The 18,018-nt window shown below is 41.4% G+C and carries 17 protein-coding genes; 5 read left to right on the top strand and 12 right to left on the bottom strand.

What is annotated here, in order from left to right; all coding sequences use genetic code 11:
• From AC0N32_RS11750 to AC0N32_RS11775, 6 genes are all read right to left on the bottom strand, one after another.
• Window positions 1-651 (bottom strand): class I SAM-dependent methyltransferase, encoded by a 651-nt coding sequence (locus tag AC0N32_RS11750; RefSeq protein WP_476394049.1) that lies wholly within the window; start codon window positions 649-651, stop codon window positions 1-3.
• Entirely contained in the window at window positions 651-1,421 is a 771-nt protein-coding gene (locus AC0N32_RS11755) for a heme ABC transporter ATP-binding protein (protein WP_476394050.1), read from the bottom strand. Before AC0N32_RS11755 ends, AC0N32_RS11750 begins: the two co-directional genes overlap by 1 nt.
• The gene (locus tag AC0N32_RS11760) at window positions 1,418-2,461 is read right to left on the bottom strand and encodes a FecCD family ABC transporter permease (RefSeq protein WP_476394051.1); all 1,044 of its coding nucleotides are present in this window, start codon (window positions 2,459-2,461) and stop codon (window positions 1,418-1,420) included. Before AC0N32_RS11760 ends, AC0N32_RS11755 begins: the two co-directional genes overlap by 4 nt.
• Window positions 2,445-3,323: a heme/hemin ABC transporter substrate-binding protein gene (locus AC0N32_RS11765; protein WP_476394052.1), complete on the bottom strand. Its 879-nt coding sequence runs from the start codon at window positions 3,321-3,323 to the stop codon at window positions 2,445-2,447. The genes AC0N32_RS11760 and AC0N32_RS11765 overlap by 17 nt, the downstream gene beginning before the upstream one ends.
• 128 nt (window positions 3,324-3,451) lie before the next feature.
• The gene (locus tag AC0N32_RS11770; RefSeq protein WP_476394053.1) at window positions 3,452-4,579 is read right to left on the bottom strand and encodes an HmuY family protein; all 1,128 of its coding nucleotides are present in this window, start codon (window positions 4,577-4,579) and stop codon (window positions 3,452-3,454) included.
• Between the two features lie 11 nt (window positions 4,580-4,590).
• Complete coding sequence (locus tag AC0N32_RS11775; protein ID WP_476394054.1) at window positions 4,591-6,726, bottom strand: TonB-dependent receptor plug domain-containing protein; 2,136 nt, start codon at window positions 6,724-6,726, stop codon at window positions 4,591-4,593.
• 95 nt (window positions 6,727-6,821) lie between these two features.
• Between AC0N32_RS11775 and AC0N32_RS11780 the strand changes: the two genes are divergently transcribed.
• Complete coding sequence (locus tag AC0N32_RS11780; protein WP_476394055.1) at window positions 6,822-7,628, top strand: choice-of-anchor J domain-containing protein; 807 nt, start codon at window positions 6,822-6,824, stop codon at window positions 7,626-7,628.
• A gap of 206 nt (window positions 7,629-7,834) precedes the next feature.
• Window positions 7,835-9,142 carry a T9SS type A sorting domain-containing protein gene (locus tag AC0N32_RS11785; protein WP_476394056.1) on the top strand — a complete coding sequence of 436 codons (1,308 nt, stop codon included), beginning with the start codon at window positions 7,835-7,837 and terminating at the stop codon, window positions 9,140-9,142.
• Window positions 9,143-9,306: 164 nt separating this feature from the next.
• Here the strand turns inward: AC0N32_RS11785 and AC0N32_RS11790 are convergent, their stop codons facing one another.
• From AC0N32_RS11790 to AC0N32_RS11815, 6 genes are all read right to left on the bottom strand, one after another.
• Window positions 9,307-9,597, bottom strand: a complete 291-nt coding sequence (locus AC0N32_RS11790) for a putative quinol monooxygenase (protein ID WP_476394057.1) — start codon at window positions 9,595-9,597, stop codon at window positions 9,307-9,309.
• An 89-nt stretch (window positions 9,598-9,686) separates the two neighbouring features.
• Window positions 9,687-10,571: a sulfite exporter TauE/SafE family protein gene (locus AC0N32_RS11795; protein WP_476394058.1), complete on the bottom strand. Its 885-nt coding sequence runs from the start codon at window positions 10,569-10,571 to the stop codon at window positions 9,687-9,689.
• A 34-nt stretch (window positions 10,572-10,605) separates the two neighbouring features.
• Window positions 10,606-11,847 (bottom strand): sulfate adenylyltransferase subunit 1, encoded by a 1,242-nt coding sequence (locus AC0N32_RS11800; protein WP_476394059.1) that lies wholly within the window; start codon window positions 11,845-11,847, stop codon window positions 10,606-10,608.
• Between the two features lie 82 nt (window positions 11,848-11,929).
• Entirely contained in the window at window positions 11,930-12,838 is a 909-nt protein-coding gene (gene cysD, locus AC0N32_RS11805) for a sulfate adenylyltransferase subunit CysD (protein ID WP_476394060.1), read from the bottom strand.
• Between the two features lie 20 nt (window positions 12,839-12,858).
• The gene (locus AC0N32_RS11810) at window positions 12,859-13,551 is read right to left on the bottom strand and encodes a phosphoadenylyl-sulfate reductase (RefSeq protein WP_476394061.1); all 693 of its coding nucleotides are present in this window, start codon (window positions 13,549-13,551) and stop codon (window positions 12,859-12,861) included.
• A gap of 87 nt (window positions 13,552-13,638) precedes the next feature.
• Entirely contained in the window at window positions 13,639-14,046 is a 408-nt protein-coding gene (locus tag AC0N32_RS11815; protein WP_476394062.1) for an RrF2 family transcriptional regulator, read from the bottom strand.
• Between the two features lie 199 nt (window positions 14,047-14,245).
• Between AC0N32_RS11815 and AC0N32_RS11820 the strand changes: the two genes are divergently transcribed.
• The 3 genes from AC0N32_RS11820 (at window position 14,246) to AC0N32_RS11830 (ending at window position 17,925) form a co-directional block, all read left to right on the top strand.
• Entirely contained in the window at window positions 14,246-14,674 is a 429-nt protein-coding gene (locus AC0N32_RS11820) for a DUF4268 domain-containing protein (protein ID WP_476394063.1), read from the top strand.
• Between the two features lie 107 nt (window positions 14,675-14,781).
• Entirely contained in the window at window positions 14,782-15,600 is an 819-nt protein-coding gene (locus AC0N32_RS11825) for a YegJ family protein (protein ID WP_476394064.1), read from the top strand.
• A gap of 696 nt (window positions 15,601-16,296) precedes the next feature.
• On the top strand, window positions 16,297-17,925 hold the full coding sequence (locus AC0N32_RS11830; protein ID WP_476394065.1) for an NADP-dependent glyceraldehyde-3-phosphate dehydrogenase: 1,629 nt from the start codon (window positions 16,297-16,299) through the stop codon (window positions 17,923-17,925).
• Window positions 17,926-18,018 lie beyond the last annotated feature (93 nt).

Consider the following 18,018-nt stretch of genomic DNA (forward strand, 5'->3'; position numbering starts at 1 on the left):
TTATTTTTTAATGGTTAAAATTGTATAATTTCTTGTTATGGTTTCGTTTCCTGTTTTGCTTTTTACGTCTTCCTGTCTTTCGGAAATCTGCATTCTTTTGAAATGGCTTTGGGAAACGGTTTCTTCCATTTCATCGGTGTTGTAGAGTTTGAATCCGAATTCCGTGAAGGGGAGCTTTTCCATAAAATCCCTCTGCCCGAAAGTGAGGACAAAAGCACCGTTGTCTTTTAAAACCCTGTAGATTTCATTTAAATACTGAACAGGCTGCTGCCAGAAATAGACTGTGTTTACGGTAAATATCTTGTCAAACATTTTGTCGCCGAAGGGCAGCGTTTGTCCGTCATATAATAGAAACTCAGCCTGGTTTCCAAATGTTTTATTCAGCCGGATGGCTTCGTGGTGCATGGTTTCCGAAATTTCTATTCCTGTATAGCGTATGCTCTGAGCTTTACTTAATATATGCTTTACATGGCCTGCATTTCCATGCCCGATTTCCAGGATATGTTCATGGTCTTCTATGACGAGCGCGTGAATGCTTTCCAGGGTCATTCCGATGTTGGTGGCATTCATCATTTCGCCGATTTCAATGCCTTTCTCACCTTCCGGATGGGCAAGGTGCTGTGCTAATATTTTTGAGTTTTCGTTATCCATTATCCAAAAATAATCATGGGGTTAGCGGTAATCGGGTGTTCGCAGATGGTACACGGAAAATTGTAGGCTTTGCTGATATTCTCAGGGGTAAAGACTTGTTCCGGTGTGCCATAGGCGGCTACCCTGCCCGATTTCATTAACAATATTTTGTCTGCATATTGTGCTGCGAGATTGAGATCATGGAGCACCACTATCGCAGAGTTTGCTTTTTGGGTAAATTTTTTAATAATTTCCAGGGCTTTGTACTGATGTTTTACATCAAGGTTATTCAGCGGCTCGTCCAGAAAAAGGAGCTTGTGGGCAATGCTGTTCCGGAGCTGGGCCAATACCCTGGAGAGATGTACTCTCTGCTTTTCTCCTCCCGACAGCGTATTGTATTCCCTGTCTTTGAGATGAAAAACATCGGTTTCATACATCATGTTGTTCATTGCTTCAAGGTCTTGCTGTCCGGGCTGGGCATCGAAATACGGATAGCGTCCCATCATTACGACGTCTTTCACTTCCAGCGGGATATCGTTGCTGTTGTGCTGGGAAAATTTGGCTTTATGCTTTGAGAGCTCACTGACTTTCCATTCGCTGATATTTTTATCTTTAAATAAAATCTGCTGCTTCGATTTCACTTCATTGGCCAATACACTCAGTAGGCTGGATTTTCCGGCTCCGTTGGGACCGACGATGGCCAGGAATTCACCGTATTCCAGATGAACATCCACGGCATCGAGGATATGGAATTCTTTATGTTTATAGCTGATCTGATGTGCCTTTATCATGGCATTGATTTTTTGAATTTAACTAAAATCGCAATGAAGATGGGGCCTCCCATCAATGCGGTCAGAATACCGATCGGGAGTTCCGAAGGCTCCACAATGCTTCTGCTGAAGGTGTCGGCCGTTAATAATAAAATACTTCCGCAAACGGCAGATAAGGGCAGGATAAAAGCATAGTTGGATTTAAACAAAAGCCTTAAAATATAGGGTACGATAAGGCCCACAAACCCGATGGTTCCAGAGAACGCCACACAGCTTCCGATCATGAGAGCGGTGATGATGATGATCTGTTTCTTCAGTTTTTCAACATTAATTCCTAAATGCTGGGCATCTTTTTCACCGAGCATCATGGCATTTAAAGCTTTTCCTTTTGGCAATAGAATGAGGTAGGAAATAAGTAAAACAACGGCTAAAATGATATTCTTGGTCCACGTTGCCGCTGCTAGACTTCCTAAATTCCAAAAGGTGAGATCTCTTAACTGGTCGTCTTTTGAGATATAAATTAAAAATCCGGTGATGGAAAAACCGATGGCGGTAATGGCTACTCCGCTCAGCAACATCATGACAACATTGGTTTTTCCTCCGCTTGTGGAGATCCTGTACACCAGCAGCATGGATAAAAAGGAACCGATGAACGCCGCAATACCTACTAATGAAAACTGTACTGCTTCAGGAAGATACTGCTTGAAGTGTCCTCCTAAAACAATAGTAACAGCGGCAAGTAAGGTGGCTCCCGAGGTAAGTCCGATTAAATCTCCTGTGGCTAAAGGGTTTTTGAACAGGCCCTGCAGGCTTGTTCCTGAAACGGCCAGCATGCTTCCGATCAGGATGGCCATGATGATTCTGGCTGCCCGCACCTCCCAGACCACATACCGGTCACTCATGGATAAGGAAGGGTCTCCGCTGAATACTTTTCCCAGGACTGCAAATGCAGACTGCCCCCCGAAATCGTAAACGCCGGTATTAAGAGACCATACTGCTATAAGGAATAGCAGTATGGCACTTGTGCTCATGTAAACGTATAATTTACTTTGTGTTTTCAACTAAAAGTTTGTTTAATGCAACAGCCGCTTCTCCAAGTCTTGGTCCGAAACCTGAAACCAGGCCTCCGTCCATCGCGATGATCTTTTTGTTTTTACCGGCATTGGTCTGTGATACTCCCGGCATTTTGAGTGCGCCTTCATTTCCTCCGGCACCCTGTAATCCGCTGGTGAAGAAGAATAATACGTCAGGGTTTGCTTTTACAACGGCTTCCGGTGTTAACGGTTTGAAATCTTCAAAATCATTCACGGCATTTTCACCGCCGGCCAGTTCAATTAAAGAAGCCATCGGGGTATTTTTCCCGGAAACCATCAGCATGTTCCCTCTGGCGTAGATGAACAGGACTTTAGGTTTTTTGGCAATGGGCTGGATCTGTTTTAAGTCGGCATCAATTTTATCATTGAGTTTCTGATAATCTGTATTTCCGATTGCTTTTGCGACGTCGGCGATTAATTTTTTGGTTCCGTCTACGGTGAATTCCTGTTTGAATACTTCAGTTTTTATTCCTGAGGCTTTGATTTTACCCATCAGTTCAGGGTTGATGTCTTTGTCGGAAGCCAGAATTAAAGTCGGGGACACAGCCATGATCGGTTCAATGGTCATGGATCTTACGTGTCCCAGGTCTTTCGCCGTAGCTTTCAGAGATTCGGGGTAGGTACTGGTAACGTCGGTTCCTACGATTTCTTTTTCGTGGCCTAAAGCAGCCACGATTTCCGTAATCCCTCCGTTCAGGGTTACGATTTTATTATTAGATTTTGGTGTTTCGGCATTTACTTCCGTCTTATTTTCTGTTTTGGCACCTTCTGCTTTTTTACAGGAATACACGGCTACCAGCACAGAAGCGGCAAGAATGAATTTTTTCATGATACTTATTTATTATTTGATTGATTTTTAACCTGAATTATTGAATATGTTATTAACTACTGACTGCTTTTTAAGTGTACAAAAGGCGTTTGACCCGACTCAGTATTCTTATATCAGATGGTATTATTTTATAAAGGTTTATATTCAAATGAAGGAAAGCCTCTTTCGCCTTTCACGCCGAAGCTGTCGGTCTCGGCCTTGGTAAGTCTTGTAAATCTCAGCTTGAAATAAAACCCGTTGGCATCTTTAATAATATAGAATCGGTCTCCGTATACTTCCAGTCCATTGACACCGACAGGATTTCTCCAGTTTGCCCCGATCGTACGCTGATCGTTATAAACAAATTTTATCTGGTCGATATCAGAGGTTTTAAAATTATTATAGGCTTCGACACCTGATGCACCGGCAGGCACGATCACTTCGTAAGCGCCTGTTCCGCCGATGTTATTGGTGGTGACAAAGTCTGCATATACATAACTTCCGGCTCCTGAAATGATGTTGGTAAATACGGTAAAACACAGGTCCCATTTTTTATTTTCGGGCTGAATGAAGACTTCTCTGTTATTTTCCAAGCTGATAAAATTGTAGTTGTAGGCAGCATTTTTATTGATGGTAATCTCCTGATAGTTGTCTCCGTTGATGTCAGCATATTTCACTTTATATCCCTCTGCGGCTCTGAGGATCTGTACTTTTTTCCAGCCCCTGCTGTCGCCTCCTGTCGCAACGGAACCAACAGGAACATTCCCAGTCGCAATTTTTTTACCCATATTGACCAGGTAAATTGCGTTTTGGGAATCCACGGCTTTTATCTCTTCGATAGCCGTATAACCGGAAGGAAAATCTCCCTTCACATCGTCAATATATATTTCATTGGCGGGATTGAAATTGGCTACCTGTACCTGAGTTTTTAATGTTGCTACAGAAGTTTCATTGACCTGACTGAAGTCTGTAACGTTGGGAATTTTAGCGGCAGCCATCATAATGGAAGAATTCAACACTACTTTAAAGGCAGATCCTGAATAAAGGGCAAGATCCCAGTCTGTTCTATTGTTGATGGTCTGACCGGAGAGTTTCGTATCGGGATCTATTTCGCTTAAATCGATCCAGACCTGATTGGGCTGTGTAGCGCCTCCGACAGAAAGATCTACCAGGGAACCTTCGATACGGGATACCGGCACCGGATCTTCATTATCATTGATGCATGACTGGAAAATAAAAGAAGTTCCTATCAGTAAGCAAAAAAGTATTTTTTTCATTTCCAAAGTTTTTAAAAATTATAATTGAGTCTGGCGAAATAGCTTCTTCCGTAGAAGAGATTCTGCTGACTGGCAGCGGCATTATGACTGTTTCCCGCCTGAATGGTATTTCGTACACTCGTTACATCAAATATGTTTTTCACCCCTGCACTGATTTCAAAGTGGTTTTTAAAGAATGGCTGGCTGACCGTAAAGTTGAGCATATTAAAATCTCCGATCTCTCCCAAAATGTACTGGCCGGGATCGGTAGGATTATTCTGATCTCCCACATGGGTGTATCTTCTTTGGGTTCCGGTATATTTATAGTAGAGGGCAAATAGTGTTTTTGTTGAAGACAATGTGTAATTGGCGGCAATATTGGCTTCTGCATAATAATTGTAATCGTCCGGCGAAGTAAGGTCTCCGGTGTTCAGAACCTGGGAAATTCCCATCATGGAAACTCCTGCGTTTAAAGTGAGATCACCTTTCCTTACATTGATACCGCCTCCGAACAATATCGATTTGTAATTATCAACATTCAGGTAGGTGATCTGAAGCGGACTGTTGTTGATGATCACATCTTCAATCCTGTTTTTTACATCGAGGTACATCCCTGAGACACTGAAATTGAATTTCCAGTCCTGGCTGTTGGTAAATGCATAGTCCCAGAATGCTGCCGCAGAATACCCTGTTTCGGGCTTCAGGTTTTCATTTCCCCTGATATCATGATTGTTATCAACGACAAAAGTGTAGAGTTCGTCGTATGTCGGAAACCTGTTGGCAGATCCGAAGACTGCCCGTATATCTGAATTTTCGGTGGTCTTGAACCGTAAAGTTCCGGAATAATTGTATTGTGAATTAAATTTATCGCTTAAAGCCAGTCTTACTCCCGGTCGGAACGACAACCAGTCGTTGATCTTCCATTCTGCGGAAAGGAAATTGGCGTAATTGAAAACGGAACGTTCAATGCTTCTGCCATTGTTATTGCTTTCAAAAGTAGAGGCATCGGCAAAACCTTTGGTTCGGTCTAATTCATATCCAACCTGGAAATTGATTTTTTCATTATCTAAAAAATTACTGAACATCCCTCTTGAATACAACACATCGGATTTGTAGAATGTAATCTCCGGATCTCTTGAAATTTCCTTCCTGTTCGGAACATCATACGTATAGAGCTGTGATTTTCTTTCCTGGCTCTGGTAAGAAAAATCACCGTTATAGTTTATTCTGCCCAGCTTCGTCTGTATATTGAACTGATGAATCCATCGGTTTGTACGATAATCCTTATCATTCGCGGTATAGGTGCGTTCACCGCCACCCAATGGAAGTTCAGTTAAGAGAGGATTGTAAAAATTTATTTTCTCGGTAAGGAAATTCAGCTTGTAGAAGAAGCTTGTATTATTCTTGCTGTAGCGAATTGTCCCGTTTGTGGTGAGCTGGTCTTTCGGGAGCCAGTCGTACCCGCGCTTTCCGTCATTACTTTCACTGAAGTATTTATATCCGTTCAAAGAGCCTTTATATCCCTGAAAGTCATTATGATTAACATCTGCGGTAATCGTCCAGCTGTCGTTGATTTTATATCCTAAATTTAGAGACTGGATGTGGCGGCCGTTTCCTTTTTTAAGCCAGTCATACTCTTTTCGTACCGTTTCTTCCTGCACGGATGCCAACGCTGTAAATTTTTTACCGTAACTTTTTTTGGTAATGATATTGATGACCCCTGCCACGGCATTGTTTCCGTACTCAACACCCATAGAGCCTTTCACCACTTCTATCCTTTCGATATTATTGACATTGATTTTGGTAAGATCTACCAGATTTCCCATTCCTTCATCGCTTACCACGGGAATGTTATCAATAAGGATCTTCGTATATTCTCCACTGAGGCCCATGATATTGGCACTGGAATTTCCTGAGCTTTTATTGGGTTCTATTAAGATGTTTAGATTTTGATTAAGCACTTCTGCAACATTGGTCACGGCCATATTTTTAATTTGCTGTGCATCAATTACTTCAACTTTATAAATCGATTTATTGATTGACTGTTGCATAAACTGTCCTGTGATGACCACTTCATCAATAGCTTTCTGTTTCAGAGAATCTTTTTCCTGTGCATTCACGCATAAAACAACGGATAACGATAGTATGGAAAGCACTTTCTTCTTCATAGATGGAAAATTTTCGACAAATATATAACTTTATTTAGAACAGTTAAAAATAAAATTATTAATTTTGTGGAATAATTCTAAATAAAAATAAAGTTATGAAATCAAAACTACTTTTAGGAACGATGCTGTTTGCCGCCATGAGCGCCTACGCACAAGTAGCGACCCTTAACGAGAATTTCAACAGTTTTACTCAAGGCCAGGGGCAATCTGTTTTCCCGCAGAATCAGTGGACGGCTATTTATCCTGCGCCGGTTGGTAATCCTCCTCCAATGATGAATATTATAGCAGCCACTGCCACTGATAATTTTGTACAGGCTTATTCGGGAGCCAATCAAAACAGTCCTGAATATTTGATTTCACCACAGATCGTAGCGCCTGCAGGAGACAAAACATTAACATTCAAAGCAAGAAGAAATACAGGATCGGCACCAGGATCAGTACAGGCAGGCCTGGCTTCAAACCCTACGGATATGAGTACATTCGTACCACTGGCCAACGCAACAACTTTAACAAGTGATACGTTTCAAACCATTACCATCCCGGTACCGGCTTCCACTTCACAATATATTGTATTCAAATTTGTAGGAGCATTTGCACCGCATACTGTCATTGAGATTGATGATGTAGTTTACAATCAGGCTTCAAGCCTTTCGGTTTCCGATCAGGTGAAATCGAAAGAAGAAGTTCGATTTGCAGTGAATGCCGATCAGATGGCTTTAGATTTTATCATAAAAAAGGACCCGAAAAACATTCAGGTATATTCTGCGGCCGGCCAAAAAGTCGCTGAAGGTAAATTATCCGGAAGATCCTTTGATATCAGCAGACTTCAAACCGGTGTTTATTACATCCTAATTGAGACCGCGGAAGGTTCTGCCGTAAAATCTAAATTTATTAAAAAGTAAGATTTATTAGACCTCATAATTAGTGAAGGCCGGCTTATGATTTCATAGGCCGGTCTTTTATTTAACCATAACATGCAATTGTTATTGTACATCCTATAATGAAAATTTAAAACAAAACACGACAAAAATCATATTTTATTTAGAACAATTAAAAATAATTTATATAGTTTTGTAGAATAATTCTAAATAATAAAATAAGAGATATTATGAAAACAAGATTACTTTTTGCGGCCATGCTTTCGTTAGGAGTACAGCAGACTGTTCTGTCACAGGTTGATGCAAACGGATATACCACAGTAAATATGTCTATGGGGGCAAGCTATCAGAATCGTGTATTTTTTGATCTGAGTGCTAACAATATCGTTTCTCAACCAGCCAATACATGGGATATTGCTTTCTACAGAAACTCCAGCATGAATTTCGGCACGAGAATCAATGACGCTCAAAATATAGAAGTGTATCAGGCATCAAACAATCCAAATGACTGGAATACCATCACGACAAACAGCGTTACATCGTACGGGGAACCACTGTACAATCTCGACAATACGAACACCATCCAGGAAGGTGCTTTCGAACAGGGAACGGCCACCTATGGATGGGGAGAATACAATCCCGGCAATCATCATATTGAAGGAAAAGTGATTTTTATCCTGAAATATGTTTCTACAAACGCCTACTACAAATTCATGATCGAAGACTATTTTGGCGGCTATACTTTTAAATATGCAAAATGGAACGCGGCGACTTCATCCTGGGACGCTACCGTTTCCAAAACGATCGCCAACGGTACTGATGATGCTTATTTCAATTACTTTTCATTTGCAACCGGTGATAAAGTTGCCAACCTTGAGCCATCAAAGAACAACTGGGACCTGATGTTCACAAGATACTGGACCGATTATCCTTATGTAGACCCGAACACAGGACAGCCCGCAACCATGAAGTACAGAATGTCGGGTGTGATCCAGAATACAAACATCAGCGTGGCAAAAGTTCAGCCTGAAACACAGGCTGCTTCTACAGCTGCTATTCCGGCTTCTTCCGCCTTTTCAAACAATATTACGGCAATCGGTCATTCGTGGAAACCCACTATGGGCGTGTACAGTGACGTTGTATACTACATCAAACAGGGATCTGAATATTACCGAATGTATTTCACTTCCAATGAAGGTTCTCAGACGGGAAATATGTATTTTAAATACAAAAACATCACGTCAACACTGGGAATTACCGAAACGGCAGGCAAAAAAGCATCTTTTGGAATTTATCCGAACCCAACAACTGCAGATAAACAGGTAACCGTCTTATTTGATGTTAAAGAGAAACCAGGCAATAAAGGAAATGTTGAGGTTTATGATCTTTCCGGTAAAAAAGTATATTCTGCTGAACTGACCAACCAGACAGGCTTCTACAAACAGGATCTGAATCTTTCTCAGCTCTCTTCAGGAAATTACCTGGTGAAAATTACGTTCGGAGGAAGCACGGAAACGAAAAAGTTAATCGTGAAATAAGATATAAAAGTCAATGGTGAATTGTCAATGGTGAATTTAAAACTGACCATTCACTATTGACCATTTACTCTAAAAAATAATACTTTCTATTTTTTCTAATGAAAAGACTGCTCGCAATGGTGAGCAGCCTTTTATATCTCAGGCAAAATCTTTTGAAGATGTTTTTAGAGCGTTTTAAAACCCTTATAAACAACGGTAGAACTTTCCAGCATCTTAGAAACATCTTTTCTGAAATTGAGCAGATGATCCTGGCCGCTGTGACGGTTCAGATGCTCTTCCGTTTCCCAGAGTTCGATCATAAAGAAAGTTCCTTTCTCATTTTTATCTTCGATCAGATCGTATTTCAGGCAGCCTTCTTCTTTTCTGGTTTCCTTTACCAGCGCCTGGAAAAGCTCTACAGCTTCCATCAGATAGTTTTCATTAAACCTGAAAACCGCAACAACGTGTATGTTCATAGTATTTTTTTGATGCTGTAAAAGTAAATTATTTTCAAAACAGGGGATGTTTTTATTTCTTTTATTTTTCCACAGTGCAGGATCAGTGCTTAAAAAACTGATTTGTAAATGGTAATAGAACTCATGATGATGACCAGCAGCCCGATGATTACAAACATGCTTTTCACGGGAAGTTTCGCGGTTAGCATGGCAGAGAAAGGGGCGGTAAAAATTCCTCCGATGAGCAGACCGAGGATGATATTCCAGTGCTGGATGCCCAAAGTAAAGATAAAGGTAATGGCTGCCGTTAGGGTTAAAATAAACTTGGCTACGGTAGAACTTCCGACAGCAAATCTGGGTGTAAAGGAGTTTCTAATTAAAGTTCCTGTTACCAAAGGACCCCAGCCTCCGCCGGCAAAAGAATCGATGAATCCTCCGGCAAGCCCGAGTCTCGTAAGGTTGGTTTTCTTTTTTAATTTTTTATCCTGTTTATTTTTAAAAGCATTGGATAAAATCTGAATTCCTAAATACAGCGTATAAAAAGAGATAATCGTTTTGGTAATTTTTGAATAATATTCTCCCAGGTACGTGAGAGATACAGCACCGAGAATCGCACCGAAAACCGCCGGAACAGCCAGTTTTTTAACCAGGCTTTTGCTAACGTTTTTCAGCCTGATATGGCTGATGCTCCCCGCCGCCGTCGTAAAACTCTCCGCCGAATGAATACTGGCGCTCACCGCATGCGGCGGAATCCCGAGAAACAGAAGCGTTGTGGTACAGATCACACCGTAGCCCATGCCCATTGAACCGGCCACGATCTCTGCTAAAATCCCGACGAGCATCATCCAGTAAAAAATATAATTATCTTTGGCCAGGACCTTAAAAAGCTCATCCAGATATCCGAATTCGTACATGGAGAAAACCGTAACCGCCAAGATGGCTACCGTTACCAAAAAGATATTGAGTCTGAACTGAACTTTCCTTGATATGATCATGGCCGCTTACTTTCTAATTAAAAACATCAATACGTTACAGGATCATAACAGCACCTACCGTAGAATTGCTGGTTTCATCGACCAGAATGGCATTTCCTGTTTTCTGACTTTCTTCAAAGTTATCAAAAACCAACGGTGAGGCCGTTTTAAGACGGATCTTTACCACTTCATTAAGCTTAATGCTGTCGGTCACCGGTATTTTTTCAAGGGTATTGACGTCAATCTTATATTCAATTTCCTTTACCAGGGCTTTCAGAAGCTTGCTTTTATGTTGAATAAAATATTTGCTGCCCTCATTGAGCTCTTTTTTATCCAGCCAGCAAACGACTGCTTCGATTTCGTTTTCAACCTTCGGAAGACTTTCGGTATGTACGATAAAATCGCCACGGCTGATATCAATATCATCTTCAAGATGAATTACGGCAGGCTGATTTTCTACGACCACATCGACTTCTTTTCCGCCTGTTTCTACTTTGGAAATTCTGGTTTGAATATGTTGAGGAAGCAAGGTGATTTCGTCTCCTTTTCTATACGTTCCTGAAATAACTTCACCCGCATATCCGCGGTAATCGTGCAGCTCATCGGTTTGCGGACGGATTACATACTGCACCTGAAATCTCGGACTGTTAAAGTCTTTTTGATCATCAACTTCCACATTCTCCAGAAAATCAAGAAGTGCAGGGCCCTGATACCACGTCATGTTTTCAGATCCGGAAACGATATTGTCCCCGTGAAATGCCGAGATCGGAAAATAGCTGATATTCTTTAAGCCAAGTTTTTCTGCGACCAAATCATATTGAGCTTTTATATCATTAAAAACCTCTTTAGAATAGTCGACCAGATCCATTTTGTTGATGGCTACGACGACATGTTTCATCTTTAACAGAGAAGCGATAATCGAGTGTCTTCTGGTCTGTTCGATCACTCCCTGTCGGGAGTCGATAAGAATGACAATCAGTTGGGAATTTGAAGCTCCCGTAATCATATTCCTGGTGTACTGAATGTGTCCCGGTGCATCTGCAATGATAAATTTTCTTTTTGGCGTAGAAAAATAACGGTAGGCCACATCGATGGTGATTCCCTGTTCTCTTTCAGCCCTTAATCCATCTGTTAAAATCGCAAGGTCTACTCCATTTTCGTTTTTATTCTTTGATTGTTTTTCCAGCGCTTCGAGCTGATCGATCAATATATTTTTGCTGTCGTAAAGAAGTCTTCCGATCAGGGTACTTTTCCCGTCGTCTACGCTTCCTGCAGTGATGAATCTTAGTATGTCCACGTTTATTGTAGTTATAAATGATAAATTATGAGTAATTAAAGCTTACAGCTTTCTGCTTTCTGCTTACTGCCTAATGTCATGCTTAAAAATACCCTCCTTTTTTACGGTCTTCCATAGCGGCTTCGGTCACTTTGTCATCGATCCTGGTTTCACCGCGCTCAGAGATTCTGGATGCTGTGATTTCATTAACAACTTCATCAAGGGTTTCGGCACTACTTTCTACAGCCGCCGTACAGGTCATATCCCCTACCGTTCTGTATCTTACTTTTTTATTGACGATGGTATCGTTTTCATCGATCTGGATAAAATCGGAGACTGCGATGAGCTGCCCGTCGTACTCGATGACATCGCGGTGGTGTGCAAAATAGATCGAGGGGAGCTGAATATTTTCTTTTTTAATGTAGCTCCAGACATCAAGTTCCGTCCAGTTGGAAATCGGGAACACCCTTACATTTTCCCCTTTGTTGATTCTTCCGTTGTAAATATTCCAGAGTTCGGGGCGCTGCAGCTTCGGATCCCACTGTCCGAATTCATCGCGAACGGAGAAAAAACGTTCCTTCGCCCTGGCTTTTTCCTCATCTCTCCTTGCGCCGCCGATACAGGCATCAAAACCGAATTCTTCGATGGTATCAAGCAACGTATGCGTTTGCAGCCAGTTCCTTGAAGCGAATTTCCCTTTGGGTTCCGCCAGTTTTTTTGCTTTAATGGTATCTTCCACTTTCCGTACGATCAGTTCGGCTCCTATATGTTCGGCCAGATAATCCCTGAATTGGAGGGCCTCCGGAAAATTGTGCCCCGTATCGATATGTACCAGAGGAAAAGGAATTTTCATAGGGGCAAAAGCTTTTATGGCCAGATACACCAGGGTAATGGAATCCTTCCCTCCGCTGAACAGCAGGGCAGGTTTTTCAAACTGGGCGGCGATTTCGCGCATGATATATATACTTTCAGCTTCCAGCTGTTCAAGATAGTCTAGTTTATAAGTATTCATTTGAATGTAAAAAATTTGAATTAACGCGCGTGAAGGCCGCATTCCTTTTGTGAACTTTCCCACCACCAGCGTCCGGCACGAGGATCTTCGCCTTCCACGATGGGCCTTGTGCATGGTTCGCAGCCTACACTGATAAAACCTTTTTTGTGCAAAGGAAGTTCCTGAACATTGTTTTGTTGAAGGTAAACCAAAACCTGCTGATAGTTCCAGTTGATCAACGGATTGTATTTATACAGGCGGCGTTCTTCGTCCCATTCGATTACCGGCATATTTTCACGGTTTTCCGACTGTTCTGCCCGTAAGCCCGTAATCCATATTTTTGCGTTTTCAAGGGCGCGATTTAAAGGTTTAACCTTTCTAATAAAACAGCATTCTTTCCTGTTTTCCACGGAGTGATAAAAGGCGTTGATCCCTTTTTCATTGACAAATTTTTCAACATCTGAAGCTTCCGGGAAATAAACTTTCGTTTTGGTTTTGTACCTGGAATTGTTTTGTGAGAGTAATTCGTAATGCTCATTAAAGAGCCTTCCCGTATCCAGGGTAAAAACCCTGATCGGCAGTTTATTTTTGAAAATGAGGTCTGTGATTAGCTGGTCTTCCTGACCAAGCGATGTCGAAAAAACAGCGGTATCCGGGAATTTAGATGAAATAAACTTCAATCCCTCCTCTGCGGAAAGCTGTTTCAGTGTTTCTGCATCTTCTTTTGAAATCATAATTTATTCATTTGAAGTACTGCAAATATCCAATAAAATTATTATCCCACCAAAAAAGTAGACTAATAATTCAAAAAAAGGATCCGGCTAATCTACCAGATCCATTAAAGTTTTTCGTTCCAGAATATTCAGTGAGGCATCCCGAACTTCAATGAGTACATCGTGCAGACTGCAGTGATCTTCATTACAATCGTCACATTTTTCATAAAAATTCAGGCTTACGCATGGAAGCAGAGCAATCGGCCCGTTGACCAGACGAATTATTTTAGCCAGTTTTACATTTGCGGGATCTTCTTTAAAGAAATATCCTCCCCCTTTTCCTTTTTTGCTATCAAGAATCTCCGCTTTTTTCAGTTCGAGAAGAATATTTTCCAAAAACTTCAAAGGAATTTTCTTGTGCGCTGCAATTTCGGAAATCAGTACAGGGCCGTCATTCCTTTTTTCCACGAGGTATGACAGTGCTTTAAACGCATATTGAGATTTTTTAGACAGCATTGAAACAAAAATAAGAAAAAAAGTGGAACCGTCAGAAGAGCCAGGGTAAAAGTGTGAAGAGCCAAGTAAAAAGGCAAAAGAATCAAGTAAAAGGAAGATTTAAAAATGGGAAAAAATTTTTCATCTTTCACTTTCACTTTACCAACTTGGTTCTTTCTACTTTTTACCTGGCTCTTATTTTTTCTTTACCTTTGTACGTATGTTTAGCAAACAGGAAGCACAGCAGTTAAAAAAAGAGTTTTGGACGGCCTTTGGAAAATCTTTTCCAAGAAAGTGGCTTTTGTATGATACCAAGATCAAGGATATGTCGTTCAAATTTTATGCAGATAATAAAAAAGCAGAAGTCTCCCTGGACATCGAGATGAAAGATGAGATCTTCAGAAATGCTTATTATGAAAAAATCTGGTCTTTGGAAGACATCCTGAAAGATTTCATCGGAGATTTTTATAAAGACGAATATTATACCCTGGAAAACGGGAAAGTAATGGCCAGAATCTGGGTAGAAAAGCATGGCGTTTCCATTTTCAATAAAAATACATGGCAGGAAATTTTTGAATTTTTTGTGGAGAAAATGGATGGATTTGAACGGTTCTATTATGAGTATGAAGATTTCATAAAAGACGTTTAAGATAAAATATCCTGGCTTTAAAACCTGATCTCATTTTATTTTCACTATTTTAGACACACCAAACCCGGCATTCTTATGGGCCGGATACATCACAAATATTACATACTATGGAAGACAATCCCATTTTTTTTGCCGACGGCGCAAATCCGAAAATGCTTGAAGCCAATCAAAAAGCACAGCAAAATTTTAAATATTTCTGGAGAGAACAATCCTGGGAATACCGCAGAATTATTCCTGCCCTTACGGTTTCCTGCGTGAAGGTTGCGTTTTCAGAAGACCTTCCCGATTCGGAATTTCCTGCGGTTGAGCATATGTGGATCAACGAAATTGATTTTGACGGCGACACCGTAAGAGGCTACCTCATCAATGAACCCAATCAGCTTACGAATATTCAGGTTGGAGATTATGTAGAAGTTCCTTTAAACGAGATCAGCGACTGGCTTTTTGCTATTCCGCCAAGTGTAAAGAAACCTACAGGCCTTTCCAAATTATTTTCATCTTCTTCCGAACCTTTGCCAAAAACCTATGGCGGATTTACCATTCAGGCGATGCGTGCCGAGATGTCTCCTGAAGAAAGAGAATCGCACGACCATGCCTGGCAGCTTGATTTCGGGGACTTTGACGATATCCAGGTGGTAAACGGTCAGAAAGAAAATCCTGGGAATCTCACGGAACATCCGATGAGCATTAATATGCGTGAAGAACTGATTAAATTTATCAGTCAACATCCGGAAGAACTGACTCAGCAGGATGATCGTGGCTATACCCTTTTACACCGGGAAACCATTGCCGGAAACCTGTCTTCTGTAGAAGTTCTTCTCGGGGCCGGCGCAGATAAAAACCTGAAAACGGCTCAAGGAAAAACAGCCCTCGATTTTGCCAGGCAGCTTCAATGGGAACATCTGATTCCTACGCTGGAAAAATAGGTTAGAGAAGCTTTACATCTTGATGGTTTTTGCTAAAATGGCAATGCAGAAATTTTATAGCTAAATAAACCACGCTGTCAGAAATTCTCTGAATTTCTGCCACCCCCTCCGGAGCAATCCTACGCTTAGTGAAACTTAAATATGCCAATCATTTCAAAAAACCTTAGCGTGCTTGGTGTTCAAAACCATTCTGCTTATTTGCTGAGTGAAATCTATGATTCGACGTAGTCAAACACCCTTGCGAGCAGAAAATCATCGCCATCCTTTAACCAAACCTTGCGTCTTTAGCGTTCAAAACAAATCCTCACTATTCTACTCAGACTCTACCTCCAAACGGCTCCCTGGTCTCTTCTAAGTGAAACGGCTTAGTGAAACTTATTAACTAAAAACCACACCGTCAAAAATTCCTTCAGAATTTTCGCCACCCCTCCATCGGATGGGAATTTTGCGGCGATCGGTATGATGATGTTAGCCGATTCATACGACAGTCAGCTCCATGGTCTCTTCTAAGTGAAACGGCTTTGTGAAACTTAAATACGCCAATCATTTCAAAAAAACTCAGTGTTCTTAGTGTTCAAAAACAGAATGTTAATTTTATTCCAAATAGAACAAATCTATGACTCCACTCTTTTTAAAGTCAGATTTTAGAATTACCTTTAATATTCAAATCTTATCAGACTATTAAAATAAAAATTTATGAATTCAGAAAACAACCTTTCATTCCACGAAATATTTAAATCCGAAAATGAAATCCCCGAAGAATACAAAGTGCCTGAAATCCATCAGCGGGAGTATCTTCTTAATGGAGAATTAGTTGCATGGAACGGCGATGTACAGGAGATCTATTCACCGGTCTGCATCCGTAAGGAAAACGGACTGGAGCGTAAATTACTCGGAAGCATTCCGAATATCGGGCCTGACGAAGCCATGAAGGTTCTTGATGCCTGTGTAAAAGCTTACAACAATGGGCTGGGAGAATGGCCCACGATGTCTGTAGAAGGAAGAATCAAATGTATGCAGAAATTTGTGTACCTGATGATCAAAGAGCGTGATGTGATTATCAGGCTGCTGATGTGGGAGATCGGGAAAACGCTGGCAGATTCTACCAAGGAATTCGACAGAACCGTAGATTATATCAACCAGACAATCGATGCCCTGAAGGACCTTGATCGTGAATCGTCGCGTTTCCAGCAGGCGGAAGGTACCATTGCACAGATCAGAAGAGCACCGCTCGGTGTTGTATTGAGCATGGGGCCATTCAATTATCCTTTGAATGAAATATTTACCACGCTCATCCCTGCGCTGATTATGGGAAATACGATCCTGTTCAAGCTTCCGAAGCACGGCGTTCTCGCACATTATCCTTTATTGAAGGCATTTAAGGAAGCCTTTCCGCCGGGAACGGTCAATACTTTATACGGCAAAGGCGCTGAGATCATCACTCCGATCATGGAGAGCGGGAAAGTGAATGTGCTGGCTTTCATCGGTTCCAGCAAAGTGGCCAACGGACTGAAAAAACTTCATCCGAAAGTTAATCGTTTACGTGCTATTTTAAGTTTGGATGCAAAGAATGCGGCTATCGTTACCAAAAACGCCGACCTTGACGTAGCGGTGAGCGAATGTATATTAGGTGCACTTTCTTTTAACGGACAGCGCTGTACGGCATTGAAACTGATCTTCGTGCAGAAAGATGTTGCAGAAGAATTTACCCAAAAGCTGACGGCTGCGGTGGCTGCGATGAAGCCCGGTCTTCCGTGGGAAAAGGATGTGAAGATCACGCCACTTCCGGAAGTCAATAAACCGTCTTATTTAAAGGAATGTCTGGAAGATGCCAAAGAAAAAGGCGCAACAGTGCTGAATGACAACGGAGGTTTTATCGAAGAGTCTTTCTTCTTTCCGGCTGTCGTATATCCTGTGAATTCTGAGATGAAGCTGTATCATGAGGAGCAGTTCGGCCCGGTGATTCCGGTGGTTCCGTTTGAGAATATTGAGGAACCGATCGAATACCAGGTGAATGCCGATCACGGGATGCAGGTAAGTATTTTCAGCGAAGATCCGATGGAAGTTTCTAAGCTGATTGATCCGTTTGTGAACCTTGTGAGCCGTGTGAATATTAACTGTCAGGCACAGCGAGGTCCGGATGTGTTTCCTTTCACGGGAAGAAAAGACAGTGCGGAAGGGACGCTTTCTGTTTTTGATGCATTGCGTTCGTTCTCAATTCGTTCGCTGGTGGCTGCGAAGGTTACGGATTCCAACAAGAATCTTCTGAACACGATCGTAAGGGATCATGATTCTAATTTCCTGAGCACGGATTATATTTTTTAGATTGATATGAATCGGATGTTTATTTCCAGATGTACGTTGATTTATATGAATGTGCTTTATTAACACATAAGGCACAGAGATAAGTTATTCGTA

The sequence above is a fragment of the Chryseobacterium endophyticum genome (assembly GCF_056333165.1).

Bases quoted from the DNA above. Each gene is read 5' to 3' on its own strand.
- AC0N32_RS11765 (WP_476394052.1), bottom strand. From the start codon at position 3,323: ATGAAAAAATTCATTCTTGCCGCTTCTGTGCTGGTAGCCGTGTATTCC.
- AC0N32_RS11810 (WP_476394061.1), bottom strand. From the start codon at position 13,551: ATGATTTCAAAAGAAGATGCAGAAACACTGAAACAGCTTTCCGCAGAG.
- AC0N32_RS11795 (WP_476394058.1), bottom strand. From the start codon at position 10,571: ATGATCATATCAAGGAAAGTTCAGTTCAGACTCAATATCTTTTTGGTA.
- AC0N32_RS11750 (WP_476394049.1), bottom strand. From the start codon at position 651: ATGGATAACGAAAACTCAAAAATATTAGCACAGCACCTTGCCCATCCG.
- cysD (WP_476394060.1), bottom strand. From the start codon at position 12,838: ATGAATACTTATAAACTAGACTATCTTGAACAGCTGGAAGCTGAAAGT.
- AC0N32_RS11825 (WP_476394064.1), top strand. From the start codon at position 14,782: ATGGAAGACAATCCCATTTTTTTTGCCGACGGCGCAAATCCGAAAATG.
- AC0N32_RS11755 (WP_476394050.1), bottom strand. From the start codon at position 1,421: ATGATAAAGGCACATCAGATCAGCTATAAACATAAAGAATTCCATATC.
- AC0N32_RS11790 (WP_476394057.1), bottom strand. From the start codon at position 9,597: ATGAACATACACGTTGTTGCGGTTTTCAGGTTTAATGAAAACTATCTG.
- AC0N32_RS11780 (WP_476394055.1), top strand. From the start codon at position 6,822: ATGAAATCAAAACTACTTTTAGGAACGATGCTGTTTGCCGCCATGAGC.
- AC0N32_RS11775 (WP_476394054.1), bottom strand. From the start codon at position 6,726: ATGAAGAAGAAAGTGCTTTCCATACTATCGTTATCCGTTGTTTTATGC.
- AC0N32_RS11820 (WP_476394063.1), top strand. From the start codon at position 14,246: ATGTTTAGCAAACAGGAAGCACAGCAGTTAAAAAAAGAGTTTTGGACG.
- AC0N32_RS11785 (WP_476394056.1), top strand. From the start codon at position 7,835: ATGAAAACAAGATTACTTTTTGCGGCCATGCTTTCGTTAGGAGTACAG.
- AC0N32_RS11815 (WP_476394062.1), bottom strand. From the start codon at position 14,046: ATGCTGTCTAAAAAATCTCAATATGCGTTTAAAGCACTGTCATACCTC.
- AC0N32_RS11830 (WP_476394065.1), top strand. From the start codon at position 16,297: ATGAATTCAGAAAACAACCTTTCATTCCACGAAATATTTAAATCCGAA.
- AC0N32_RS11770 (WP_476394053.1), bottom strand. From the start codon at position 4,579: ATGAAAAAAATACTTTTTTGCTTACTGATAGGAACTTCTTTTATTTTC.